Below are 15,915 nucleotides of genomic sequence, written 5' to 3' on the forward strand. Positions count from 1 at the left end.
CCTGCCAAAGTCTGTTGCCGAAGAGTCGCAACGGCCATGAACCAGCACAAGACTCTGGCGTCGGAATAATGGCAAAAAGCTAGGTGTGCGTCGTTTTCAGAACACTTGAGGTCGATCCACGGCTGTACTGCGAAAGAACTGCCGCGCCCTCGGATCACAAGCGTAGGCCACATTGATCCTCTGCCAGTCACTGGCTTCGCCACTGGGGCTGAATGATGTCGCGCAGGACAGTTGCACACCATGACGCAAGGCCTGCCTGCGCAGGTGCTCGTCATTCGCCAGGGGCGAACGGGCCCAGATGAACAGCCCGCCAGTGGGTTTGCCGAACACTTCCCAATCGGCATCCTCCAGCGCCTGCAAGGCTGCTGCCCGATCGGTATTGAGCCGCTGACGCTGGCGCTGCACCAGTTTGCGATAGGCGCCACTGGCCAGCAGCGCCGCCAGAACCGCCTCGCTGAACCTTGAAGTGCCCATGCAACTGATCATTTTGACCCGCGCCAGTTGCTCGATCACCTCAACACTGGCCATTACGAAACCTGCCCGTAACGAGCTGCTCAGCGTCTTGGAAAAACTGCCGACGTAAATCACCCGCCCGTCTTCATCCAGTGCCGCCAGACGCGTGCCGCTGCCATTGTGCAGATCGGCGTAGACGTCGTCTTCGATCAGCCGCAGGTCGTAGGTTTTGCTCAATTGCAGAATACCCCGCGCCACGGCCGGCGCCAGACAGCTCCCCGTGGGGTTGTGGTGATGACTGTTGATGAACAGCGCCGCCGGCCGGAACTGCTGCAACAACGCCTCAAGCGCCTCAAGGTCCGGCCCGCCAGGCGTACGGCGAACCTCCAGCATGCGCACACCGTGCAGCCGCAGGAGGTCGAACAGCGGCGCATAACCCGGTGTTTCCACCACCACACAGTCACCGGCCCGGAACAGGGTACGCACGATCAGATCCAGCCCGTGGCTGGCGCCGGCAGTGGTCAGCACCCGTTCGTCGTCAGCCTTGATATCGAGCAACCCGAGTCGTTTGACGATTTGCTCGCGCAGCGCGGGGAGCCCGAGGGGCGTGTTGTAGTTGAACAGGCTGGTCATGTCGGTGCGGGCCACCTGACGGATCGCGTAGCTGAGATCATCGGGCTCTCGCCAGCTCTGCGGCAAAACGCCGTCGCCCAGTTTCAGCCCTCTTTGCCATTCCGGATCCGTATCACAGCCGTGACGCTCACCCTCGAACGCAGGACTGTCGAAGGCCTTGCAACACTTCGGCAATGTGGCCGCGACCATGAACCCCGAGCCTTGCCGCGAGGCCAGGACACCCTGCGCCACCAGACGCTCGCAAGCTTCCATGACGCTCGACTGGCTGAGCAGGTTCAACCGCGCGATTTGTCGCACGGAAGGCAGGCGCGTGGCTGGCGGCACCTCTCCCTGCACGACCCATTCGATCAATCCATCAACAATCTGCTGCACAACCGGCACCATTGCCTGTCGGTCAATTCTCAATTCCATGAGTACCCAAACTCCTGTCCGTTTTGCCCGCGGCAGTAAATCACAGCCGCGCCGGTCAGGCTGTGCGACAACGCCGTCAAAAGCCACCGTTCTAACTATTTGATACACATTGTTTATCAACGACATGTAACTGACGGCAGACGAAAAAAAACCCGCCGGCGGGCGGGTCTTTTCCTGCATCAATGGACGCGTTTCAGAACGCGGTCACGCCACCGTCCACGGCCAGCGAATGGCCGGTGGTGAACGCTGCACCATCGCTGCACAGGTACAGCACGGCGCTGGCAATTTCCTCGACCTTGCCGATGCGACCCACCGGGTGCATGGCGTTGGCGAATTCGCCTTTCTTCGGGTCGGCCTCATAGGCGCGACGGAACATATCGGTGTCGATCACCGCCGGGCAAACGGCGTTGACGCGGATTTTCTTCTTGGCGTACTCGATGGCGGCCGACTTGGTCAGGCCGATCACCGCGTGCTTGGAGGCGGCGTAGATACTCATCTTCGGCGCGGCGCCCAGCCCGGCCACCGACGCGGTGTTGACGATCGCCCCGCCGCCCTGAGCCAGCAGCAACGGCAACTGGTACTTCATGCACAGCCAGACGCCTTTGACGTTGACGCCCATGATTGCGTCGAATTCATCCATCGAGCCTTCGGCCAGTTTGCCTTTCTCGATTTCGATCCCGGCGTTGTTGAAGGCGTAGTCGAGACGGCCGTAGGTCTTGATCACCTCGTCCATCAGATTTTTCACTTCGCTTTCGACGGTAACGTTGCACCGCACGAAAGTCGCTTCACCACCAGCGGTACGAATCAGCGCCACCGTCCCCTCGCCCCCGGTGGCATCCAGGTCGGCCACCACCACTTTCAGACCTTCAGCGGCGAACGCCTGGGCGGTCGCGCGGCCAATACCGTTGGCGGCGCCCGTGACGACGGCGACCTGACCGGAAAACGTCATGCTCATTGTTATGTCCTCGAATGCGGGGATTGATGAGGGCAGCATAGCCACAGCCACCCCGACAGCGGCAGCACTATCAGAAGGCCGTTTAACCGCCCATGAATCGCAGTGATAAAACGGTGACAGCCACTATCACCCTGTTTGATCGACCTGCATTCGCCTCGTCAGCCAACCTTGCGGCATCACCAAGGAGGGTCTATCAACAAGGCTTCATCCCGTTGAGTGCCTGTCATGACTAACCAGACCAATCGTCAGTTCCTGCTCGCCAAACGCCCGGTGGGCGCCGCCACCCGCGAGACCTTCACGTATCAGCAAGTACCGGTGGGTGAACCGACGGCGGGACAGATCCTGGTCAAGAACGAATACCTGTCCCTCGACCCGGCCATGCGCGGCTGGATGAACGAGGGCAAGTCCTACATCCCGCCGGTGGGTCTGGGTGAAGTCATGCGCGCGCTGGGTGTAGGCAAAGTCATCGCGTCGAACAACCCGGGGTTTGCGGTCGGCGACTACGTCAACGGTGCCATTGGCGTGCAGGATTATTTCCTTGGCGAGCCAAGAGGTTTCTACAAGGTCGATCCGAAACTGGCACCGCTGCCGGTTTATCTATCCGCATTGGGCATGACCGGCATGACCGCCTACTTCGCCCTGCTCGATGTCGGCGCACCGAAGGCCGGCGACACCGTGGTGTTGTCCGGGGCAGCGGGTGCGGTCGGCAGCATTGCCGGGCAGATCGCCAAGATCAAAGGTTGCCGGGTGGTCGGCATCGCTGGCGGCGCCGACAAATGCAAGTTCCTGATCGACGAACTCGGCTTCGACGGCGCCATCGACTACAAGAACGAAGACGTGTTGGCCGGCCTTAAACGCGAATGCCCGAAAGGCGTGGACGTGTATTTCGACAACGTCGGCGGCGACATCCTCGACGCCGTGCTGAGCCGTCTGAACGTCAAGGCGCGCGTAGTGATCTGCGGTGCCATCAGCCAGTACAACAACAAGGAAGCAGTCAAAGGCCCGGCCAACTACCTGTCGCTGCTGGTCAACCGCGCGCGGATGGAAGGCTTCGTGGTGATGGATTACGCCGCGCAGTACGCCACTGCCGCCCAGGAAATGGCCGGCTGGATGGCCAAGGGTCAGCTCAAGAGCAAGGAAGACATTGTCGAAGGTCTGGAAACATTCCCGGAGACTCTGGGCAAACTGTTCAGCGGCGAGAACTTCGGCAAGCTGGTGTTGAAGGTCTGAAAACAATGAAGGGAGCCATCGGGCTCCCTTCATTGCATCTTCAGCTGTTCGATCAGGCCAGTTCGGCGACCACCGAGGCCAGTGCCTTGGCCGGATCCGCCGCCTGGCTGATCGGACGGCCGATCACCAGATAGTCGGAACCGGCATCCAGCGCCTGACGCGGGGTCAGGATGCGACGCTGGTCGTCCTGGGCGCTGCCGGCCGGACGAATCCCCGGCGTCACCAGTTGCAGCGACGGGTGCGCGGTTTTCAGCGCCGTCGCTTCCAGCGCCGAGCACACCAGACCGTCCATCCCGGCCTTCTCGGCCAGTGCAGCCAGGCGCAGCACCTGCTCCTGCGGCTCGATGTCCAGACCGATACCCGCCAGATCCTCGCGCTCCATGCTGGTCAGCACGGTCACGCCGATCAGCAGCGGTTGCGGGCCGCTGCGCTTGTCCAGCTCTTCACGGCAGGCCGCCATCATGCGCAGGCCGCCGGAGCAGTGAACGTTGACCATCCACACGCCCATCTCGGCAGCGGCCTTGACCGCCATCGCCGTGGTGTTGGGAATGTCGTGGAATTTCAGGTCGAGGAATACTTCAAAACCCTTGTCACGCAGGGTGCCGACGATTTCCGCGGCACAGCTGGTGAACAGTTCCTTGCCCACTTTGACCCGGCACAGTTTCGGGTCCAACTGGTCGGCCAGCTTCAGTGCGGCGTCACGGGTGGGGAAATCCAGGGCGACGATGATAGGAGTCTGGCAGGCGGACATGGATGGGCTCTCAGGCAAGTCGAAATCGGCGCGCATTGTAGCGGAACCGGCGGCGGCGCGGCACCCGATGATCGGTAAATCGTCGCGCCGGACGTGATCAGCATAGCCTTGCAGGGTATTGTGTCGAAGCCGATACACAACCGACACGCCGACAACATGCGTCCGCGCTAGCCTCGCCAGCCGCAACATGTCCTTACAGCAGCCCTTCCCGCCTCACGGCCGGACGCCTATGCTGAAACCACAACCTCGCAGCCTATCTTTGTGGTTGGCGGCCTACTGGCAGATGAACAGCCTCATGCACAACTCCCAAGTCTCCGTGAATGAAGAGCAGAAAGACGACAAGCGCTGGAGCATCCGGGCCCTGATCGTCGACGATGACGTGCCGATCCGCGAACTGATGATCGACTACCTGGCCCGCTTCAACATTCACGCCAGCGGTGTCACCGATGGCGCGGCCATGCGCCAGGCGATGCAGGCCGAGCATTTCGACGTGGTGGTGCTCGACCTGATGCTGCCCGGCGAAGACGGTCTGTCGCTGTGCCGCTGGCTGCGCGCCGAATCGGACATCCCGATCCTGATGCTCACCGCCCGTTGCGAACCCACCGACCGCATCATCGGCCTGGAACTGGGTGCCGATGACTACATGGCCAAACCGTTCGAACCCCGGGAACTGGTGGCGCGGATCCAGACGATTCTTCGCCGGGTGCGCGACGACCGCACCGAACAGCGTGCGAACATTCGCTTCGACAACTGGCGCCTGAACAGCGTCCTGCGCCAGTTGATCGCCGACGATGGCCTGGTCGTGCCGCTGTCCAACGCCGAATTCCGCCTGCTCTGGGTGTTCATCGAACGTCCGCGCCGTGTGCTCAGCCGCGAACAATTGCTGGACGCCGCCCGTGGCCGCTCGATCGAAGCCTTCGACCGCAGCATCGACCTGCTGGTCTCGCGCCTGCGGCAAAAACTCGGCGACGACCCGAAAGCCCCACAGCTGATCAAAACCGTACGCGGTGAGGGTTACCTGTTCGACGCACGGGATATCGGCTGATGCGGGCGCGCTTCGACACGCTGTTCGGCCGCCTGTTTGGCATGCTGTTCGTGGCGATCGTCCTGGCGCACCTGTTGGCCTTCGCCTGGTTCCACCATTACGGCCCGCCACCACCGCCTCCACCACCGGCGTTTTCGGAGGGTATCGACGGCCAACAGCCGCCGCCGGACCCACGCTTCCCACGGCGCCCCCCACGCCCGTGGTTTGGTGGGCCGTTGGTGCCGCTGACCTTTCAGTTCATCTCATTGATGATCGCCGCGTGGTACGGCGCCAAACTGCTGAGCCGCCCGATCCAGCGCCTGAGCGACGCTGCCGAACGCCTCAGTGAAAACCTCGACAGTCCGCCGCTGGACGAATCCGGCCCCCGCGAAGCACGCCAGGCGGCGCACACTTTCAACCTGATGCAGCAGCGGATTCGCGAACAGGTGCAGCAACGCGCGCGCATGCTCGGCGCCGTCTCCCACGACCTGCGCACACCGCTGTCGCGGCTGAAACTGCGCCTGGAAAAGATCGACGACGACAAACTTCAGGGCCAGATGCGTCAGGATCTCAACGACATGATCGGCATGCTCGACGCCACCCTCACCTATCTGCACGAACAACGCACCAGCGAAGCGCTGCAACTGATGGACGTGCAGGCGCTGGTCGAGTCCCTGTGCGAGAACGCCCAGGACCAGGGCGCCGACGTGCAGGTCAGCGGCCACTGCGCGCCCTTGCAGGTGCAGCCGATGGCCTTGCGTTCGTGCATCAACAACCTGATGGACAACGCCTTGCGCTACGCCGGGCAAGCGCACATCGAACTGCAGGATCAGCGCGAGCAACTGCTGATCCGCGTCATCGACCACGGCCCGGGCATCGCTGCGGACAAGCGTGAAGCGGTGTTCGAACCGTTCTTCCGCCTGGAAGGCTCGCGCAACCGCAACTCCGGCGGCGTCGGCCTGGGTATGACCATCGCCCGGGAAGCCGCGCAACGCCAGGGCGGACAACTCAACCTCGAAGAAACCCCCGGCGGCGGCCTCACCGCCGTGATTCGCCTGCCCCGCCACTGAAGCCGACTGTGTACCGCCCGGTACAAAATCCACATACCCACGACACCTCCCGCCTTGACGCTGCATAAGCCGGTACACAAACCGGCTTTCCAGCCCAAGGAGAGAGCCCGATGATCGGTAGCGTGAGCAACTACACGAGCTACACCAGCACCAGCAGCACCACCACGCAAAACGCCCGCAGCCAGCAACTGCAAAAAGAACTGTTCGCCAAACTCGACAGCAACGGCGACGGCGCGGTGGATCAGGACGAACTGAACAGCGCCCTGTCGCAAAAATCCAACGACGGTTTGCTGGTCAACCTGAGCAAACAATTCGGCGACCTGGACAGCGACAGCAGCGGCAGCCTCAGCGCCGACGAAATGGCCGCCATGGCGCCACCACCGCCACCCGACCACAACCAGGCCCCCAACACCGACCTGGCCGACGCCCTGATCAAAGCCCTGGACACCGATGGTGACGGCGCCATCAGCGGCGACGAACTGAGCAGCGGCCTGACCAGCGCCGGCAGCACCGCCGACAGCAGCAAAATCTTCTCCGCTCTGGACAAGAACAAGGACGGCGTCGTCAGCCAGGACGAACTCACCGCCAGCCTCACCCCGCCACCACCGCCACCACCCTGGGTTTCCAGTGACGAACTGTTCAGCCAGCTTGATGCGGACGGTGATGGAAATGTGACGGCGACCGAATTGAGCAGCGCGTTGCAGGCCAGCGACAGCACCTCGTCGAACAGCAGCGACACCAGCGCGGCGTTGCTCAAGGTGCTGGATAGCGACAGCAGCGGTGGCGTGAGCAGTGATGAATTGAAGGCCGCGTTGCAGGCGGGACACCAGCGTCCGAGCGATGAACAGACTGCCAGTACTACTCAAACCACGACTGAAGCGTTGAACCGGATGATTGCCAATCTGAGCAAGCAGTATTCGCTCGATAGTGCGGCGTCGGTGGGCAAGTATTTGAATGTGGCGACGTGAGGTAATCCAAAAACAGGATGAGCGTTAGCTCGACAACGCTTTTGATCTTGATCCACCCGCCCCTTCGGAAGGCTGAGTGGAGGTGTTCATCCGGGGATTGGCACGTAGTGCCGTGCGGCGAAGCCGAACTCATCGACGAAGTCGATGCCCCCGGAGGGACACCGGAGCGAAGGAACCCGAGCCTGCGAGGGCCGAACGCCGGGGCGAGCGTTTTTTGCTTACTTTTTTAGGCGCTTGTAAAAAAGTGAGTCGCCGTAAGGGCGAAACCATAAGCCGCCGTTACCGAAGAAACGGATATTCACCCAAAACAACCCAGAGCCTGGCCGGCCCAAAGGCCGCCAAGGCCCACCGTCAACGCCGATCCTCAACCCGCCCCTGACTCTTGCTCCAATCCGTCAACAAACTATAAGCAACAGCCAACAGCGTAGGCCCGATAAACAACCCGATAAACCCAAACGCAATCAACCCGCCAAACACCCCGAGCAACACAATCACCAGCGGCAGATTCCCGCCACGGCTGATCAGATACGGCTTGAGCACGTTGTCCACGCCGCTGATGATGAACGTCCCCCAGATCCCGAGAAACACCGCCATCCCGTACTCCCCCTTCCAGGCCAGCCACGCCGTGGCCGGAATCCACACCAGCGGCGGCCCCATCGGAATCAGACTGAGCAGGAACGTCACGATCCCCAGCACCAGAGCCCCCGGCACCCCGGCAATCAGGAAGCCGATCAGCGCCAGAATGGCCTGCGCCGCCGCCGTACCGATCACCCCGTTCACCACCCGCTGCACGGTGCCGGCCACCAGCTCGATGTAGTACCCGGCACGATCACCGATCAACCGCTCCAGCAGACTGTGCACGAACGCCGCCAGCCGCGGCCCGTCACGGTAGAAAAAGAACACGAAGACAATGCTCAGGGTCAGCTCGAGAATCCCGCCGCCGATCTGCGCACTGCGCGCCAGCAGCCAGTTGCCGACCTGCCCCAGGTAAGGCTTGATCGACACCATCAGCGCCGCACCCTGCTGATCGACACTGTTCCAGAACCCGACCAGCCGCTCCCCTACCAGCGGAATCGTGCCGAGCCAGGCCGGCGCTTCCGGCAGACCATCGACCTGCACATCCTTGATGAACACCGTGGCATCGCGCACGTGATCGGCCAGGTTGAACCCCAGCCATACCAGCGGTGCCGCCACCAGCACCATCCAGCCCAGGGTCAGGATACTTGCCGCCAGAGATTCGCGGCCGCCGAGCCAACGGGTCAGCAGGCGCATCAGCGGCCAACTGGCGAACGCCAGCACCGCGCCCCAGAACAGCGCCGACCAGAACGGCGCCATCACCCAGAAACTGGCGCCGAACAACACCAGCAACAGGATCTGCACCAGCAGACGATCATTATTGGGCATGTGAAATCTCGAAAAAGTCAGTCAGGCAAAGAGTAGGCGAACACGCCAAACGTGCCCGCCAGAGACACCTTATCGCAACAGATCGATGCGCAGGCCGGTACCTTCGACATTAGCGGTCTCCATGCGTGCCGCACGCACACCCTGGACGATCAACGCCTGACGCCAGGCCTCGGCCTTGGGCCCGGAGACCGTGACCCGCAACGTGGTGTCGAGGTTCAGGCCACGGGACAGCAGACGCAGCCAGGTGTCGTCGGGATCGCCGGTCAGTTTCGGCAACTTCAGCTCACCGGTGTCTTTCAACTGTCGCAACAGGGTCGCAGACGTCGGCAGCAGATCACCCAATGGCGTGGCGGCTTCAAACTGTTCGACGTGCAGATACGCTTTGCGATTGCCGCGAGTGATGCTGTACAGCGCCACCAGCGTGTTGTCACGAGGCGCCGCCAGCCTCAGCAGCAGATAGGCCTGCTGCTCGTCGGCGCCGTACAGCTTGGCGTTGCCGAACACTTCATTGGCCCACAGGCTGCTTTCGCCGCAATCCCTGGCCTGACACCAGAACAACAGCTCGGCGTCCTGTTTTTGCAGGGCCTCACGGGCGACGGTGAACGCTTCATTGGCGGAATGTTCGGGCGGTAACTCGTAGGTGACCGAGGTGGTTTGCCCACGGGCGCCGACCTGGCCGTCGAAACGCAACTGGCCGCTGATCTTGCGGATCGAGCCCATCGGGTAAATCCGCTCCAGTTCCACGGGAGGGCGATAGTCGACGATCTGCGCATCGGCCAGACGCGGCACGATCGGCAGATCCTGACTGCCCGGCAGGTCGGCAGCGAGCAACACGGGACTGAAACAGCACAGCGCCAGCAGACTGAAAGATCGCATGGACAGGCTCATCGGATCGGCATGGCCGGGGCGCCTTTCTGGCTATTCGGGTTCGCAGCGGTGTAGAAATCCATTGTAGTTGTCTCCCATTTCAACCCGCCCAGCCTCGACAGTTGCCCGGGGCAAGTCAAGGAATGGCGAAGAACCGATTGAAACAGTCTGCGACAAGAACCGCACCCGACTCGTCACTCAGGTGCAGATGGTGCCCGCCCGGCAACTGTTCCCGGTTAAAGGGTAGACGCTCCAGCAGCTCGGGATGTTTGGCCAGCATGCCGTCGGCCGCCACCACCAATTGCGTAGGACAGGCAATGCGCTGGATGAAGGCCATCGCCTGTTCCTGAGTCAGACGCAATGGCGATGGCAGGGTCAGACGATTGTCGCTGCGCCAGGTGTAACCGCCGGGCACTGGCATCAGGCCTCGTTGCGCCAGCAGTTCGGCGGCTTCACGACTGACCGCCACCAGACCTTTCATGCGTGCTTCGATGGCCCGGTCGAGGGTGTTGTAGACCGGTTTGCGTTTTTCCCGAAGATCGAGCTGCGCCTGCAGGGCCATGCCCATGCGTTCGGCAGCATTTTCGCCTTTGTCCGTCGGAGGAATCACCCCGTCGATCAATGCCAGGTGGGTGATGCGCTCCGGCAACGAGCCTGCCAGCACCAGCGAAACGATCGCGCCCAGCGAATGCCCGAGCAGGCCGAAGCGCTTCCAGCCCAGTTGCTCGGCGACTTGCAGCACGTCATGGGCGTAGTCCCACAGCGCGTAACCTGCGCCGACCGGACGATGCGCCGAGTGACCGTGGCCGGCCATGTCCAGCGCAACAATGCGCAAGCCTTTGAGCTTCGGCGCCAGGCGAGCGAAGCTGTTGGCGTTATCCAGCCAGCCATGCAGGGCAATCACCGGCAACCCGTCTTCCGGGCCGAAAAGATGCGCCGCCAGTTCGATATGCGGCAGGCTCAGACGCACCTCTTCGACCGCCGGGCTCATGCGCAATCCTTGTGCTGGCGGTTTTCCCAGCGAGTGAACAGGTTTTTCAGCAGTTGCGCGGTGTCCTGCGGGCGTTCGAGCGGAAACATGTGGCCGCCGGGCACGGTCAACGACTCGCCCTGAGGCAGACGGCCGACGAAGCGGGTGTGATGGTTCATCACCACGCGGCTCTTGTGCCCGCGCACCACTGCCAGCGGCACCTGGAGCTGGCGGGTACGCCCGGGACTGGTGTGCGGCACACCGCGATAAATACTGATCTCGGTGGCCGGATCGAAACGCAGGCGCAATTTGTCGCCAACCTTGTGCAGACCGTGTTGCAGGTAGGCGTCGAAGCACTCGGGATCGAATCCACGGAACAGGGTCTTGCCGGCAAAGTAGCTGCGGGCACTGTCGAGATCGGCGAACTCTTCGCGTCGTCCCAGCGTACGCCCGGCCGGGGTTAGTCTGTCGATAAAGCCAAAACGCTTGGCAGCACGGATCACCCAGCGATCGGTGCGGGTCAGCACCGGAGAGTCGAGCATCACCACCCCGCGATATAGCTCCGGGCAACGCAGAGCGGCGTGCAGATGCAGCATTCCGCCGAAGGAATGGCCAACGCCCCACACCGGCTCGTCCTGTTGTTGCAGGTGATGAATCAGCTCGTCGACCAGGTGGTACCAGTTGTCACCCGCCGGAAAACGCGGGTCGTGGGCATGCTGCTCCAGATGCGTCACCCGGAACTCCGGCGCCAGCGCCGAGAACAGCTTGCCGTAGGTGCCCGACGGGAACCCGTTGGCGTGGGCGAAAAAGATCGGTTGCGACATACCGGTAGATCCATGAGCGGTAAACAGGCGTTGATTGTCCGTAAGACCGCGCTTCACAGCAATGACCGTAACTGCCAGGAATGATGACAGTCCGGTCAGGGCTATGACGGATCGGTCAGCGCGCCGGCGGCTGCTCACCCAGCGGCACCACCGCCATGGTCAGACGCGACACGCAACTGGCCTTGCCTTCATCGCTGGTCAGACGGATGTCCCAGACGTGGGTCGTGCGGCCGATGTGAATCGGCTTGGCCACCGCCGTCACCCGTCCGCTGCGCAATCCACGCAGATGGTTGGCGTTGATCTCCAGACCCACGCAATAGAACTTGCTGGCATCGATGCACAGGTAACTGGCCATCGAGCCGACGGTTTCGGCGAGCACCACCGACGCACCGCCATGCAACAGGCCATAAGGCTGGTGGGTGCGATGGTCGATCACCATGCTGGCGGTCAGGGACTCTTCGTCGAAGGACTCGAAACGGATGTCCAGCACTTCGCCGATGGTGTTTTTCTGGATTGCGTTCAACTGCTCGATGTTGGGAGTGGTGCGCCACAAGGTCATCGCAGGCTTCCTTTGTTGTTTTGATCGTCACTCAATCCTGCCACAGCACCGCCTCGCTGCGCTCGTTCCATTCTTCGAAGCGTGCGCCGTAGGTGTCTTCGATGACGTTGCGCTTGATCTTCAGGGTCGGCGTGAGAAAGCCGTTTTCCACCGCCCAGCTGTCCTTGACCACCACCAGACGCCGCAGGCGCTCGTGCTTGTCGAGGGCACCGTTGACCTCCTCCAGCAACTTTTCCAGGCTCGAATGCATTTGCGGTCGCGCTTCCTCGTGTCCGGCGGCCGAAAGCACACACAGCCCCAGCGGTGCACTCAAACCATCGCCGACCACGCAGACCTGCTCGATCCGCGTATGCACGGCGAGGCGGTTTTCGATCGGGGCCGGGGCGACGTACTTGCCTTTGCTGGTCTTGAAGATTTCCTTGAGCCGCCCGGTCAGGCGCAAACGGCCTTCGGCGTCCTGTTCGCCCTTGTCACCGGTACGCAGGAAACCATCGGCGGTCAGCGTCTCGGCGGTTTTCTGCGGTTCCTTGAAATAGCCGAGCATGTTGGCCTGGCTGCGCACCTGCACTTCGCCGGATTCATCGATCCGCACTTCGACGTCAGGGCAAGGCTGGCCGATCCAACCCTGCTTGTACTGACCCGGCAGGCAGATGTGCGAATAGCCGCAGCTCTCGGTCATGCCGTAGACCTCCAGCACATCCAGCCCGAGTTTCTGGTACCAGTCGAGCAAGGCCTGCGGCACGGGTGCGGCACCGGACAAGGCCACGCGCAAGGCATCCAGCCCCAGGCCGGCCAGGACTTTGTGCCCGACCCGTTTGCCGATGAAAGGCAGACCGAGCAGGAAATCCAGGCGTTTGGCGGGGATCTTCGCGTACACGCCCATCTGGAATTTGGTCCAGATTCTGGGCACACCGAACATCGCCGTGGGCCGCGCGCGTTTCAGATCGGTGAGAAAGGTATCGAGGCTCTCGGCAAAGAAAACCGTCTGCCCGGTATAGATCGACGCCAGTTCGACGAACATCCGTTCGGCCACATGACACAGCGGCAGATAGGACAGCAGACGATCATTTTCATTGAGGCCGAACAACTGCGTGCCACGGGTGGTGGCGAAACCGAGATTGGCAAAGCTGTGCATCACGCCTTTGGGCAGGCCAGTGGTGCCGGAGGTGTAGATGATGGTCGCCAGTTGATCGGCAGCAGGTCGCGGATCGTCCTGGATCGGTGAGCTGCGTTGCAGGTCGTCCCAGTTGAAATCGAACGTGCCCGGCGGGTGCAGCGGCAGGCTGATGGTCGGCAAACCCGCCGGCACACCGGTCGACATCCCCGGCCAGTCATCCAGTTTGCCGATGAACGCCAGCACGCTTTCGGAATGGGTGAGGACCTGATTGACCGAGTCGGCAGTGAGATTGGGATAGAGCGGCACCGAAACGTGTCCGGCCATCCAGATCGCCAGGTCGGCGATGATCCAGTGGGCGCAGTTTTTCGAGATCAGCGCGATGTGGCTGCCTTGGGGCAACTCCCGGGAGCGCAGCCAGTGCGCGGCGCAGCGGGCCTGATGGCCGACGTCGGCCCAGGTCAGCGTTTCGACCTGCCCACCGCCGATGGGCTGCACCAGGAAGCGTTGGCGCGGGTGCCGGGCCTCGCGCTCGTAGAACACGTCCAGCGGCAATCGAAAAGCAGCAGACATGCGACTCGCTCCTTTCTTTTTGGGATGGAGCAAGCGTAGTCAACCAAGCAAGTGCTTGGTTGACTATTTCATACAAAAAATTTCACGGATGCTTGAGGCTGTTCAGCGTCATAGAGCCTATCAGCAACTCGCTGTGTTCGAGCTCGGCGAGCCCGGCGGTGCTGACCTTTTCCGGCGGATAGCCGGCGCCGTGTTGCAGGTAGCTGAGCAGATGCCCGACCAGCGGGTTGTGGCTGACCAGCAGCACATTGCTCACCGACACCAGTTGCTCGGCGACGCGATCCGGATCGACCTCTGGCGTCAGCCATTCGACCGTACGGATCTCCGGCTCGAAACCCAACGCCTCGCGCACCAGTTGCGCGGTCTGCTGCGCCCGCAAGTACGGGCTGGCGTAGATGGCCGTCAGTGGCTGGCCCATCAATCGGGCGGCGCTGCTGAGCACTTCCTTGCGACCGTGAGCGGTCAGTTCCCGCTCCGAATCGGGGCGCGAGCCATAGGGCTCGGCCTCACCGTGACGCAATACCCAGAGTTTCATAGCTTGGGTTCCTCATCCCGGGCCGGATGCGGTGCTGGCGCAACAACGTGTGGCGCCTCACCTTCCGGAGTACGCGGCGCCGGCCAGTCGGCGAACGGCCAGGGTTTCTGGTCGCTGTGGAAACTGCCGAACCGGCCGATCTGGGCCAGGAACTGGCTCAGGCTGTCGCCGAAATTCATCAGACCGGCGCTTGGAGCGCCATAGATCAGTCTATACACAAGCTGCACCAGCACCACCGCGCCGAGGATGAACTGCGCCACCTGCCAGACCACGATGTAAACGATCATCCACAACACCCGCAGCAGGATGGATTCGTACTTGGCTTCGGTTTTCGGATCGTTCATGTCTAGCTCCCCTGCCCTGAAATAAAAAGCAATCAGTTGAAACCACTGGTGGAAATGAAGTCGACGTCGGTCTTCGGCTCAGCGCGCATCAACAGGCCGATCACCTGATCCAGCGTGCGCCCTTCGAACAGGATCGCGTGGAGCCCGGCGACCAGCGGCATGTACACGCCGACCTCCTGGGCCTTGGCCTTGAGCACTTTCAGGGTGTTGACCCCTTCAGCGACTTCACCGAGGCGCGACACCGCTTCGTCGAGGCTCAAGCCCTGACCGAGGGCGAAACCGACCTGATAGTTGCGGCTTTTCGGCGACGAGCAGGTGACGATCAGGTCGCCGACCCCGGCCAGACCGAGGAAGGTCATCGGGTTAGCCCCCTGATTCACCGCAAACCGGGTCATCTCGGCCAGGGCGCGAGTGATCAGCATGCTCTTGGTGTTCTCGCCCATCTCCAGCGCCACCGCCATGCCGGCGATGATCGCATAGACGTTTTTCAGTGCGCCGCCCAGTTCCACGCCGAAACGGTCGGCACTGGCGTAGACGCGAAAGGTGCGGCCATGCAGCGCGGCCTGCACTTCTTTGCACAGTTCTTCGTCTTCGCTGGCGACTACCGTGGCGGTCAGCGCGTGTTCGGCGATTTCCCGTGCCAGGTTCGGCCCGGACAGCACGCCGATGCGCGCCTGCGGGGCGATCTCTTCGAGAATCTGGCTCATCAGTTTGAAGGTGTGAGCTTCGATGCCTTTGGTCAGGCTGACCAGCATCTTGCCGCTCAGGCGCTCGGCATGAGCCGCCAATACCGTGCGCAGCGCGCTGGACGGCAACGCCACGAAACACAATTCGCAGGCATCGAGGGTTGCCTGCAGGTCGGTGACCGCCGTCACGCCGGGCAGAATCTTGATGCCTTTGAGGTAACGCGGGTTCTCGCGATTGACCCGGATGGCCTCGGCCTGTTCGGGGTCACGCATCCACTGCCGGACTTGATGGCCGTTCTCGGCCAACAGATTGGCCACGGCGGTACCGAAACTTCCGCCTCCCAGGACCGCAATCGGGCGCTGTTCAGTCATATGTAATCCGTTAATCCATACCAGTGGCGATGCGGGCATTATACGGAGCGGCCCCTTCTCGGACAGCCCCGGCGTCAATTACCGGCACTTGTAGGAAGAAGACCAATAAAACCGAGGAAAATGCCCACAACGTGACTGGAAAAGTCACTGTCCTCGGTTAACATGCGCGCCA

16 protein-coding genes are annotated in these 15,915 nt (G+C 62.1%); 4 read left to right on the forward strand and 12 right to left on the reverse strand.

What is annotated here, in order from left to right; genetic code table 11:
• Nucleotides 1-96: 96 nt before the first annotated feature.
• Together AC3WRD_RS16735 and AC3WRD_RS16740 are read right to left on the reverse strand one after the other, a co-directional pair.
• Nucleotides 97-1,497 (reverse strand): aminotransferase-like domain-containing protein, encoded by a 1,401-nt coding sequence (locus tag AC3WRD_RS16735; RefSeq protein WP_096817975.1) that lies wholly within the window; start codon nt 1,495-1,497, stop codon nt 97-99.
• A 193-nt stretch (nt 1,498-1,690) separates the two neighbouring features.
• Entirely contained in the window at nt 1,691-2,452 is a 762-nt protein-coding gene (locus AC3WRD_RS16740) for an SDR family oxidoreductase (RefSeq protein ID WP_102620989.1), read from the reverse strand.
• A 225-nt stretch (nt 2,453-2,677) separates the two neighbouring features.
• Between AC3WRD_RS16740 and AC3WRD_RS16745 the strand changes: the two genes are divergently transcribed.
• Entirely contained in the window at nt 2,678-3,682 is a 1,005-nt protein-coding gene (locus tag AC3WRD_RS16745; protein WP_102620990.1) for an NADP-dependent oxidoreductase, read from the forward strand.
• A 52-nt stretch (nt 3,683-3,734) separates the two neighbouring features.
• On the opposite strand, the gene pyrF is transcribed toward AC3WRD_RS16745, so the two are convergent.
• On the reverse strand, nt 3,735-4,433 hold the full coding sequence (gene pyrF / locus AC3WRD_RS16750; protein WP_007960372.1) for an orotidine-5'-phosphate decarboxylase: 699 nt from the start codon (nt 4,431-4,433) through the stop codon (nt 3,735-3,737).
• Between the two features lie 295 nt (nt 4,434-4,728).
• On the opposite strand from pyrF, the gene AC3WRD_RS16755 reads away from it, so the two are divergent.
• The 3 genes from AC3WRD_RS16755 (at nt 4,729) to xopAW (ending at nt 7,495) form a co-directional block, all read left to right on the forward strand.
• Complete coding sequence (locus tag AC3WRD_RS16755) at nt 4,729-5,478, forward strand: response regulator (protein ID WP_085710962.1); 750 nt, start codon at nt 4,729-4,731, stop codon at nt 5,476-5,478.
• Nucleotides 5,478-6,527 (forward strand): sensor histidine kinase, encoded by a 1,050-nt coding sequence (locus AC3WRD_RS16760; protein WP_102620991.1) that lies wholly within the window; start codon nt 5,478-5,480, stop codon nt 6,525-6,527. The genes AC3WRD_RS16755 and AC3WRD_RS16760 overlap by 1 nt, the downstream gene beginning before the upstream one ends.
• 110 nt (nt 6,528-6,637) lie before the next feature.
• Nucleotides 6,638-7,495 (forward strand): EF-hand domain-containing protein, encoded by an 858-nt coding sequence (xopAW, locus tag AC3WRD_RS16765; RefSeq protein ID WP_102620992.1) that lies wholly within the window; start codon nt 6,638-6,640, stop codon nt 7,493-7,495.
• 351 nt (nt 7,496-7,846) lie between these two features.
• Here the strand turns inward: xopAW and AC3WRD_RS16770 are convergent, their stop codons facing one another.
• The 9 genes from AC3WRD_RS16770 to AC3WRD_RS16810 all read right to left on the reverse strand — a co-directional run bounded on the left by AC3WRD_RS16770 (nt 7,847) and on the right by AC3WRD_RS16810 (nt 15,743).
• Nucleotides 7,847-8,899, reverse strand: a complete 1,053-nt coding sequence (locus AC3WRD_RS16770; RefSeq protein ID WP_096817984.1) for an AI-2E family transporter — start codon at nt 8,897-8,899, stop codon at nt 7,847-7,849.
• Nucleotides 8,900-8,968: 69 nt separating this feature from the next.
• Nucleotides 8,969-9,775 (reverse strand): DUF4892 domain-containing protein, encoded by an 807-nt coding sequence (locus AC3WRD_RS16775; protein ID WP_096817986.1) that lies wholly within the window; start codon nt 9,773-9,775, stop codon nt 8,969-8,971.
• Nucleotides 9,776-9,902: 127 nt separating this feature from the next.
• On the reverse strand, nt 9,903-10,757 hold the full coding sequence (locus tag AC3WRD_RS16780) for an alpha/beta hydrolase (RefSeq protein WP_102620993.1): 855 nt from the start codon (nt 10,755-10,757) through the stop codon (nt 9,903-9,905).
• Nucleotides 10,754-11,560: an alpha/beta fold hydrolase gene (locus AC3WRD_RS16785; protein WP_102620994.1), complete on the reverse strand. Its 807-nt coding sequence runs from the start codon at nt 11,558-11,560 to the stop codon at nt 10,754-10,756. Before AC3WRD_RS16785 ends, AC3WRD_RS16780 begins: the two co-directional genes overlap by 4 nt.
• Before the next feature lie 115 nt (nt 11,561-11,675).
• Nucleotides 11,676-12,119, reverse strand: coding sequence for a hotdog fold thioesterase (locus AC3WRD_RS16790; protein WP_007957810.1), 444 nt, complete (start codon nt 12,117-12,119; stop codon nt 11,676-11,678).
• Nucleotides 12,120-12,150: 31 nt separating this feature from the next.
• Nucleotides 12,151-13,806 (reverse strand): AMP-binding protein, encoded by a 1,656-nt coding sequence (locus AC3WRD_RS16795; protein WP_102620995.1) that lies wholly within the window; start codon nt 13,804-13,806, stop codon nt 12,151-12,153.
• 82 nt (nt 13,807-13,888) lie between these two features.
• Entirely contained in the window at nt 13,889-14,341 is a 453-nt protein-coding gene (gene sixA / locus AC3WRD_RS16800) for a phosphohistidine phosphatase SixA (RefSeq protein ID WP_085710970.1), read from the reverse strand.
• Nucleotides 14,338-14,685, reverse strand: a complete 348-nt coding sequence (locus AC3WRD_RS16805; RefSeq protein ID WP_096817994.1) for a DUF4389 domain-containing protein — start codon at nt 14,683-14,685, stop codon at nt 14,338-14,340. The genes sixA and AC3WRD_RS16805 overlap by 4 nt, the downstream gene beginning before the upstream one ends.
• A 32-nt stretch (nt 14,686-14,717) precedes the next feature.
• A complete protein-coding gene (locus tag AC3WRD_RS16810; protein WP_096817996.1) occupies nt 14,718-15,743 on the reverse strand; it encodes an NAD(P)H-dependent glycerol-3-phosphate dehydrogenase in 1,026 nt (341 codons plus the stop codon).
• Between the last annotated feature and the right edge of the window lie 172 nt (nt 15,744-15,915).

It is taken from the genome of Pseudomonas sp. FW215-R2 (assembly GCF_058789255.1).